Source organism: Streptomyces sudanensis (assembly GCF_023614315.1).
In the GTDB taxonomy this organism is placed as follows: Bacteria; Actinomycetota; Actinomycetes; order Streptomycetales; family Streptomycetaceae; genus Streptomyces; species Streptomyces sudanensis.
The window spans coordinates 2,819,549-2,826,780 of sequence record NZ_CP095474.1 but is presented as its reverse complement, the minus strand read 5'-3'; the positions used below and the strand labels follow the sequence as shown (position 1 = coordinate 2,826,780).

At 72.6% G+C, this 7,232-nt stretch carries 6 protein-coding genes and 1 pseudogene; all 7 read right to left on the bottom strand.

Features of this window, described 5'->3' with window-relative positions:
• Positions 1–188: 188 nt before the first annotated feature.
• Positions 189–633 (bottom strand): annotated as a pseudogene (locus tag MW084_RS13140) (type VI secretion protein); the annotation flags it as partial.
• Between the two features lies 1 nt (position 634).
• Complete coding sequence (locus MW084_RS13135) at positions 635–2,044, bottom strand: ATP-binding protein (RefSeq protein WP_029553835.1); 1,410 nt, start codon at positions 2,042–2,044, stop codon at positions 635–637.
• Between the two features lie 148 nt (positions 2,045–2,192).
• A complete protein-coding gene (locus tag MW084_RS13130; protein ID WP_010474958.1) occupies positions 2,193–3,749 on the bottom strand; it encodes an SCO6880 family protein in 1,557 nt (518 codons plus the stop codon).
• Positions 3,746–5,107 (bottom strand): hypothetical protein, encoded by a 1,362-nt coding sequence (locus MW084_RS13125; RefSeq protein ID WP_010474956.1) that lies wholly within the window; start codon positions 5,105–5,107, stop codon positions 3,746–3,748. Before MW084_RS13125 ends, MW084_RS13130 begins: the two co-directional genes overlap by 4 nt.
• Positions 5,097–5,960, bottom strand: a complete 864-nt coding sequence (locus MW084_RS13120; RefSeq protein WP_010474954.1) for a hypothetical protein — start codon at positions 5,958–5,960, stop codon at positions 5,097–5,099. The genes MW084_RS13125 and MW084_RS13120 overlap by 11 nt, the downstream gene beginning before the upstream one ends.
• Before the next feature lie 135 nt (positions 5,961–6,095).
• Entirely contained in the window at positions 6,096–6,404 is a 309-nt protein-coding gene (locus MW084_RS13115; RefSeq protein ID WP_010474953.1) for a hypothetical protein, read from the bottom strand.
• Between the two features lie 371 nt (positions 6,405–6,775).
• On the bottom strand, positions 6,776–6,898 hold the full coding sequence (locus MW084_RS13110; protein WP_255114966.1) for a hypothetical protein: 123 nt from the start codon (positions 6,896–6,898) through the stop codon (positions 6,776–6,778).
• Positions 6,899–7,232 lie beyond the last annotated feature (334 nt).

Genomic DNA, 7,232 nt, shown 5'->3' with positions numbered 1-7,232 from the left:
GGCGTGCGGGACGGCCTCGGCGGGGGCCGGGCGGGGCCCCGGCACGGCCTGCGGGGAGGCTTCCGGTGCCGGGCCGGGTACGGGACCGGGCGCGGGCGCCGGGACGGTCGCGGTCGGGGCCGGTCCCGGGGCGGCGGGTTCCGGGGCGGCGGGCTTCGAGGCGGGTTCCGGTGCGGCGGGTTCCGGGNTGGCGGCCGGGGTGGCGGCCGGGGTGGCCGCCGGCGCGGCCGGACGGGTGGAGCGCTGGGCGCGGGCCGCCGCCCGTACCGCCCGCCAGCGGGCCACGGTGCCCACCGCGAACACCGCCAGCACCACGGCCACCATCAGCTCGCCGATCAGCACCCCCCAGAACACCCCGTACTCGGGGAGCCGGCCGGCCGGCGTCAGCGGCCAGGCGCCCGCCAGGTCCTGCGGGGCGGTGAGGAGGTGGCGCAGGGCCAGCGGGGTGCGGGTGAAGGTGACGCCCGGCGGCCAGGAGCCGTGCGTGAACAGCCCGGCCAGGCCGGTCGCCGTCCACGCCGCCAGGGTCACGCCGAGGAGGAGTCCCAGCAGGCCCAGGAGCAGCCCGTCGGGGATGCCGCGCTCGGCGGACCCGCCCCGGCCCGCGTCCCGGGCGCCCGGTGCGCGGTCCATCTCACGCCACCGTCGATTCGGGCGAGTCGTCCATCTGCCTCTCCATGAAGGCCGCGCGCTGCTCCGCCTCCCACTCGGCGGCCCTGACGTGCTCCGGAAGCTCGGGCGGGGCCGACTCGGTCATGGCGCGGTCGGTGTAGACGAGGGGCCGTTCCGCTTCGGTGATCAGGTGCTTGACGACCTGGACGTTGCCGTTGACGTCCCAGACGGCGATGCCGGGGGTGAGGGTCGGGATGATCTCCACCGCCCAGCGGGGCAGGCCGAGCACCCGGCCGGTGGCCCGCGCCTCGTCGGCCTTCTGGGCGTAGATGGTGCGGGTGGAGGCCATCTTGAGGATCGCCGCCGCCTCCCGCGCCGCCGCCCCGTCGACCACGTCGCTGAGGTGGTGGACGACGGCGACGAAGGACAGGCCGAGGCGCCGGCCGAACTTCAGCAGCCGCTGGAACAGCTGCGCGACGAACGGGCTGTTGATGATGTGCCAGGCCTCCTCGACGAGGAAGATGCGCTTCTTCCGGTCGGGGCGGATCCAGGTGTGCTCCAGCCACACGCCGACGATCGCCATGAGGATGGGCATGGCGATGGAGTTGCGGTCGATGTGCGACAGGTCGAAGACGATGAGCGGCGCGTCGAGGTCGATGCCGACGGTCGTCGGCCCGTCGAACATGCCGCGCAGGTCGCCGTCGACGAGCCGGTCGAGGACGAGCGCGACGTCCAGGCCCCAGGCGCGCACGTCGTCCAGGTCGACGTTCATCGCCGCCGCCGACTCGGGTTCGGGGTGGCGCAGCTGCTCGACGATGTCGGTCAGGACGGGCTGGCGGTCGGTGACCGTCTCGTTGACGTAGGCGTGGGCGACCTTCAGGGCGAAGCCGGACCGCTCGTCGAGGCCGTGGCCCATCGCGACCTCGATGATGGTGCGCAGCAGCGCGAGCTGTCCGGTGGTGGTGATGGACGGGTCGAGCGGGTTGAGGCGGATGCCGTCGTCGAGGGCGGCCCTGGGGTCGAGGCGGACGGGGGTGATCCCCAGCTGCTCGGCGATGAGGTTCCACTCGCCGACGCCGTCCTCGCCCTGCGCGTCGAGGACGACGACCTGGCGGTCGCGGAAGCGGAGCTGGCGCAGGACGTACGTCTTCTCCAGCGCCGACTTGCCGTTGCCGGACTCGCCGAGGACCAGCCAGTGCGGGGCGGGGAGCTGCTGCCCGTACAGCTGGAACGGGTCGTAGATGTAGCCCTTGCCGCTGTACACCTCCCGGCCGATGATCACGCCGGAGTCGCCCAGGCCGGGCGCGGCGGTCGGCAGGTAGACGGCCTGGGCCTGACCGGTGGAGGTGCGCACGGGCAGGCGGGTGGTCTCCACCTTCCCGAAGAGGAAGGAGGTGAAGGCGTCGGTGAGGACGGACAGCGGATCGCGCATCATCAGGCCCCTATCGTCCTATCGTCTCGTCCTGTCGGATCGTCTCGTCCTGTCGGATCGTCTCGTCCTGTCGGATCGTGCGGGCGTCGCGGCGCCCGCGGCGGCCGTGTCCGGTGCGGCGCCCCCGCCGGTGCCGTCACCCGCCGGTTCACCGGCGGATGCCGGTCGCGAACGGGAGGGTGTTCACGAAGGCGCGGTGGTGCTCCCGGTCGCACCACTCCAGCTTCAGGTACGACTTGCCGGCGGACGCCCTGATCGTCCGCTTGTCCCGGGCGAGTGCCTCGGGCGAGCGGGACGACACCGTGATGTACCCCACGAGGTTGACGCCCGCCGCGCCGCTGGCCAGGTCCTCGCCCCGCTGGTCGAGCCGGCCGTGGGCGGCGATGTCGCGGGGGTCGACGGTGCGGTTCATCTTGGCGGCGCGGCTGGCCTCGGCCTCGTCGTTGGTCTTCTCGGTGAGCATCCGCTCGATGGCGAGCTCGGTCGGTTCGAGGTCCATGGTGACGGCGACCGTGCGGATGACGTCGGGGGTGTGGACGAGCAGCGGCGCCAGGAAGTTGACGCCGACCGGGGTCATCGGCCACTCCTTGACCCAGGCCGTCGCGTGGCACCAGGGGGCGCGGGTCGTCGACTCGCGGGTCTTCGCCTGGAGGTACGTCGGCTCGACGGCGTCCAGCTCGGCCGGCCAGGCGTTGCGCTTCGACATGGCCTGGATGTGGTCGATCGGGTGGTCCGGGTCGTACATGGAGTGCACCAGCGACGCCAGGCGGGACTGGCCCAGCGGCTGGCGGACGCGGATGTCGGCCTCGGCGAGGCGGGCGCAGATGTCGGTCAGCTCGCGGGCCATGACGATGGCGATCCCGGCGTCCTTGTCGAGCCGCTGCCGCCGGCCGCCGGCCTGGCGGGCGGCCCGGGCGATGGCCTGGGCCTCGGCGGCCAGTTCACGCGTGTAGTGCATGCAGGCGACGAGGTACGCGCGGTGCTGCTCGCTGGAGGTCGACACCATGGAGAGCAGCTGGTCGTAGGAGTCGAGGAGCCAGCGCGGGGCGCCCGGGTCGCCGCGCTGGGCGACGTCCTTGGCGTGGGCGTCGGGGTCGGCGGGGAGGGTGCGGGCGAGCATCTGGATGCGGGTGACGAAGCCGTCGCCGTTGGCGACGTGCTTCAGGAGGGTGCCGAAGCGGTCCACCAGGGCCTCCTGGTCCTCGCTGTCGCGCAGGCCGACGCCGGGGCCCTCGATCTCGATGGCGGCGGTGACCGTGCGGCGGTCGGCGTGGAGGAGGACGGCGATCTCGTCGGGCCCGAAGGGGGCGGAGAGCCAGTTGATGCGGCCGATGCCCGGCGGGGGCCCGACCTCCACCTCGCGGCCGTCGAGGCGCGTGCCGGCCTCCATGGCGCCGGAGCGGTAGGCGGTGCCCTGGCGGAGGATGCGCTTGTAGCTGCGGTTCACCTCGTACCAGCGGTAGAAGGTCCGGCCGCGGTAGGGGACGTACACGGCGGCGAGCGCGAGCAGCGGGAATCCGACGAGCAGCACGATGCGCGCCGAGAGGACCGGGACGAGGAGGCCGCACATCATGCCGACGAAGGCGCCGGCGATGATCAGGGCGATCTCGCCGGTCTCGCGGTTCTTGCCGATGATCGCGTTCGGCCGGGCGCGGCCGATGAGATATGTACGGCGGGGCGCGATCGGATGGGACTGGGTCGTCACCGCCCTCCACCTCCTGGGCTGTTGTTGCTGGTGTTACCGGTACTGCGGCTGGTGTGCGGGCTGTTGGCGGCCGACGGGGCGCTGGGCGCGGTGCGCGGCGGGGGCGCGGCGGCGGGGGTGCCCGTGGACGTACCGCCGCGGCTGCCGTGGGCGGCGACCCCGCCGGACACGGCCCCCGAGACGGCCCCGGACGCGGCCCCGGCGCTCTGCTGGTGGCTGCGGGCGCTGTGGGTCTTGATGCCCTGGGAGACCAGCGCGGCGGGGGAGGAGATGACGGCGGCGGCCTGCGCGCCGTCGGTGGCCTGCTTCCGGTTCGTCCGGGCGGCGGCGATCTCGTCGCCGAAGCCGGGCACGAAGCGGTAGATGGCGGCGGAGGCGAAGATCGCCAGCAGGATGATGGCGAGGCCGGAGACGACGGCGGAGAACGCGTCGGGCCCGTCGCCGGAGGACAGCGCCCCGGCGAGGCCGAGGACGATCACGATGACGGGCTTCACCAGGATGACCGCGATCATGATGCCGGCCCAGCGGCGGACGTGGCCCCACATGTTCCGGTCGACGAGCCCCGCGTAGACGACGGTCCCCAGCAGGGCGCCCACGTAGAGCAGGGCGGCGCGGATGACCAGCTCCAGCCACAGGACGCCCGCGGCGAGGATCGACACCAGCGCGACGACGATCATCATGATCGGCCCGCCGCCGATGTCGTCGCCCTTCTTCAGGGCCGCGGAGAACGACCCGAAGAACGCGTCGGTCTGCCCGCCCGTGCCGGAGGCGATGACCTCGGTGATGCCGTCGGTCGCGGAGACGAGGGTGTGCAGGATCAGCGGCGTGAACGCCGAGGCGAGCACGGTCAGCCAGAGGAAGCCGACCGCCTCGGAGAGCGCCGTGCTCAACGGCGCGCCCCGGATCGCCCGCTTCGCCACGGCGAGCAGCCACAGGACGAGGGTGAGGACGGTGGAGGCGGCGAAGACGACGGCGTACTGCTTGAGGAACTCCGGGTTCGTGAAGTCGACGGCGGCGGTGCTGTCGACGGCGGCGCTCAGCTTGTCCACGGTCCACGCGGCGGCGTCGGCGCAGCCCCGCGCGAGCGAGGAGAGCGGGTCCACGGCGTCGCCGGGCTCCAGCGGGTTGACGGAACGGGAGGTGCCGTCGGAGTTTTCTTGCTTGCAGAAGTCCCGGGTCAGCCCGACCACGACGTCGCAAGGGTCGCTGCTGCCGCTGGGCGACGGGCTGGGGCTCGGTGTCGGCGTGGGGGCGGCGCCCGCACGTGCGGCGAACGCGAGGAGGACGGCCTGGACCGCCCCGGTCGCGGCGAGGGCGGCGGCCAGCCTCCGGCTCTGCGTGCGTGGGCTACCGGGCATAGGTGAAGCCTCCGTATCCGGCGACCGCCTCGGCGATCTCGTCCGCGGTGGAGGCGCGGTTGTCGCCGTTGACCGGCGTCGGCCCCTCCTTCTGGCTCGACGACTGGATCTTCCAGTCGCCGCCCACCCACTTGAGCTTCTGGGTGATGGTGAACCAGGTCTGGGTCACCGGCTTGGTCGACGTCTCGCCGGCCATGCCGACCAGGCCGGTGCACCAGACCTCGACGGTCGCCGTGTCGCCGTTCATCTCGATCAGTTGCGTGCCGACCGGCACGGTGCGGGAGACGAAGGTCAGGTCGGGCGGGGTGGAGCCGTCCTCGTTGAGCCCGATGTTCTTGAGGAAGCCGGGGGAGTACGCCTTGTCCAGGGTGGCCAGGAACCCGTCGACGGCGGCCGGGTCGTGGATCGCGCGGACGATGGCGTGCCGGTTGTCCTTCTGGAACATTCCGGCGGAACCGAGCGCCACCACGTAGTTCGCCGCGGCGCTCTGCGCTCCCTGCTCGTCCTGGGAGAAGCCCGCCGGGATGGTGCCGTTCCTGCCGGTGACGGGCTTCCTGCCGGTGGCGGCCGTGGGGGCCGGGGCGCCCTCGCGGGGGGCCTTCGCGGTGTCCTCGCCGTCGCCGTCGCCGGACCGGTTCGCGAAGGCGATCGCGGCGATCAGCAGGACGACCACGCCGACGACCGTCACCAGCGACCGCGAGGAGCGCGGCGGGCGCCGCACCGGGCCGTCGAAGTCGTCCCCGAAGTCGTCGGCGGGCTCGCTTCCCGGGAGGCGGGTGCGGGTCCGCCCCGTACCGCCCCGGCCGCGCCTGCCCCGGCCGCCTCCGCCTTCGTACTCGTCGCCGAAGCTCATGACGGGCACGCCTCCTCGCACGACGACTGCTGCCGTACTGCTGTCCGCGTGGTGTACGCGGTGTGGTGAGTGGTCATCAGGAGACGCATCCTTCGCGGGCGCCGGAGCTGAAGGCGGGTCGGTCGGAGCGGCGGACTAGACGGCCATCCCGTACACGATCGTGAACAGCGTGCCGAGTGAGCCGATGATGAAGACGCCGGTCAGGCCGGCCACGATCAGGCCCTTGCCCTGTTCGGCGCTGAACGTGTCCCGCAGCGCGGTCGCACCGATGCGCTGCTTGGCCGCTCCCCAGATGGCGATGCCGAGACACAGCAGGATGGCCACGGCCATCACGATCTCGATCATCACGCGGGCCTGGTTGCCCAGTCCCCCGAAGGGCCCCCAGTTCGGGGCGATTCCGCCAATGATGGTGGTGATGTCGCCCTTCTCGGCTGCCAAGTACATGTAACTCACCGCCCCTGTTCTTTGGGTTGACGACCCGCCGGGTGCACGGGCCGTCAACTATCTTCGCCGATGGAGCCGCCGACATACGACGACTTGACGGGTCTCTTTACCCGTTCCCCGCACGTTTGACCGAGCCACCCCCTCTGACCTGCGCGGGTGACGCTCCGGCTCGTGCGGATACACGGACGGCCACTCTGTGTATCACGGAGCGTGACCGCGAACAATGACCGTCGTTATCCCTGAAATGGGGGTTTGCCCGCAAACGGCGACGCCGCCACCGGAGGACTTCCGGTGGCGGCGGGTGCGCGGTGCGGTCGCACGGCGCGCGTGCGCCCGGGCGGGTGCGGGCCGATCTCCCGTCGGGAGGGGTGCTACGCCGCCTGGGTGAAGAGGAAGTAGCCCAGGACCGCGATGGTGAGGGCGGTCAGGGTGATGACGGTGATCGCGGCTGCCGTTCCCCCGGAGTCCCCGAGCCGACTCACCTTGTTCCCCATGGTGTTCTCCTGTGGTGCTGGCCCCGGCCCGGTCATGACCGGGGTGTGAACACAGCCGTTTGCGACTGCGGGCACAGCGTATCGGTCATGGTCCAGACCAGAAGGAGGGGGTCCGGCACCGGGCGATCGACGCGACGGCGGGAGCCGACCCGGGGGCCACGAACGCCGGGCGGGGCCGCGAGCGGCGGTGCCCGTCCGCTGGTGCGGCGCAGGGGGCCGGCTCTGCTCCCCGTGACGTTCGCGCAGGTCGGAAGGGCTCGTACGGCACTGCCCACCGGTGGGTGGGCGGATGGGGCCGCGTCCGGCGCGGCGGCGCTCAAGGCGTGGCGCACGC